The sequence below is a fragment of the Streptomyces sp. NPDC001027 genome (genome assembly GCF_040299045.1).
GTDB lineage: Bacteria > Actinomycetota > Actinomycetes > Streptomycetales > Streptomycetaceae > Streptomyces.
The window spans coordinates 1-1,204 of the sequence record NZ_JBEPBI010000014.1; the positions used below are offsets into that span (position 1 = coordinate 1).

General features: G+C 70.5%; 2 protein-coding genes. Both read right to left on the reverse strand.

Annotation, left to right across the window (positions count from 1 at the left end):
- Window positions 1–97: 97 nt before the first annotated feature.
- The gene (locus ABT300_RS06975) at window positions 98–619 is read right to left on the reverse strand and encodes a TetR/AcrR family transcriptional regulator (protein WP_351672952.1); all 522 of its coding nucleotides are present in this window, start codon (window positions 617–619) and stop codon (window positions 98–100) included.
- Complete coding sequence (locus ABT300_RS06980) at window positions 612–1,055, reverse strand: DUF4260 family protein (RefSeq protein ID WP_351672954.1); 444 nt, start codon at window positions 1,053–1,055, stop codon at window positions 612–614. Before ABT300_RS06980 ends, ABT300_RS06975 begins: the two co-directional genes overlap by 8 nt.
- Between the last annotated feature and the right edge of the window lie 149 nt (window positions 1,056–1,204).

A 1,204-nucleotide genomic window follows, 5' to 3' on the forward strand; every position in this document is an offset into this window, starting at 1 on the left:
GGAGGAACTCCCACTCCTCATCGGACAGTTCATGGCGACGTATCACCCGACCATGATCCACCACTCAAGATCAATTGAAGACACGACCTAGGAGCGCCTAGTGCTGCAACGCCTTCAGGCCGCGTTTCCATGCCGCCGGGAGGTCGGCGTCGTCCGGAAACCGGCCGTGGATCTCCAGGACCACCATGCCGTGGGCGAAGGCCCAGATCGCGCGGGCCAGGTCCAGGTCGCCGCCGCAGGCGAGCAGCAGGGGTGTCGCGGCCCGGTCCTCCAGGCCCGCGGGCAGGGCCGCGCGCGGCAGCGGGCGTTCCGTGGCCAGGCAGTAGAGGTGGGGGTGGGCGAGGGCGTAGGCGCGGTACGCCTGTGCCAGCGCGAGCAGCGAGCCCGGCTCGCGCGTCTGTGCGGCCTCCAGCGCCTCCGCCGATTCCTGCAGCATCTGCGCGACCAGTTCGACCTCGACGGCGTGCTTGTCGGGGAAGTGCTTGTAGAGCGAGGGCGCCTTGATGCCCAGGTGGTCGGCGAGCGCACGCATGGTGAGCGCGGCGGGCCCGGCCTCCTCCAGGAGGGTCCGGGCGGCCGCCGCGATCTCGCGGGCGCGGGGCGTGAGCCGCTCAGTCACGCTGGAAGCCCTCCTTGGTGCGCAGTCCGTAGCCGAAGGCGCGATCGTACGAGATGTGCGCGAGCCAGCCGCACAGCGCCGCGAACAGCGGCGGCCACGCCGGGAACGGCCCGAACGTGTAGAGGACCATCAGGGCGAGCGGGACGACGGCGCGGTGCATCGCGTTGTAGTACGGGACCGCCCGGGGCGGGAGCTGTCCCTTCGCCATGGGGGGCGCTGCGTCGAGGCCGACCAGGAACGCGAGGTCCGGCACGATCAGGAAGGCGAAGGCGAGACCGCCCGCGAGCCAGCCGTGGTTCATGGCCTCCAGGATCGCGAACGCCGACCAGAACAGGGCGTTCGCCAGCCAGGCCGCGCGGCGGACGTTACGGAAGCCGGAGCCCGTGCGCGGGTTGGCTGTCGTGCCGGTGCGCGTGCTGGTGGTGGCCGTGCTCATCGTCTGCCTCCTGGACGTCGTCGACTGCGGTCTCGGCGGTGCGATCCATCCGGCTAATGCTGTTAGCCCGATATGACGACCGTACGGCTAACACCGTTAGCCGTCAAGGGTGAGCGCGCCCGCGTGAAAATCGGGCAGCGGCGACACCG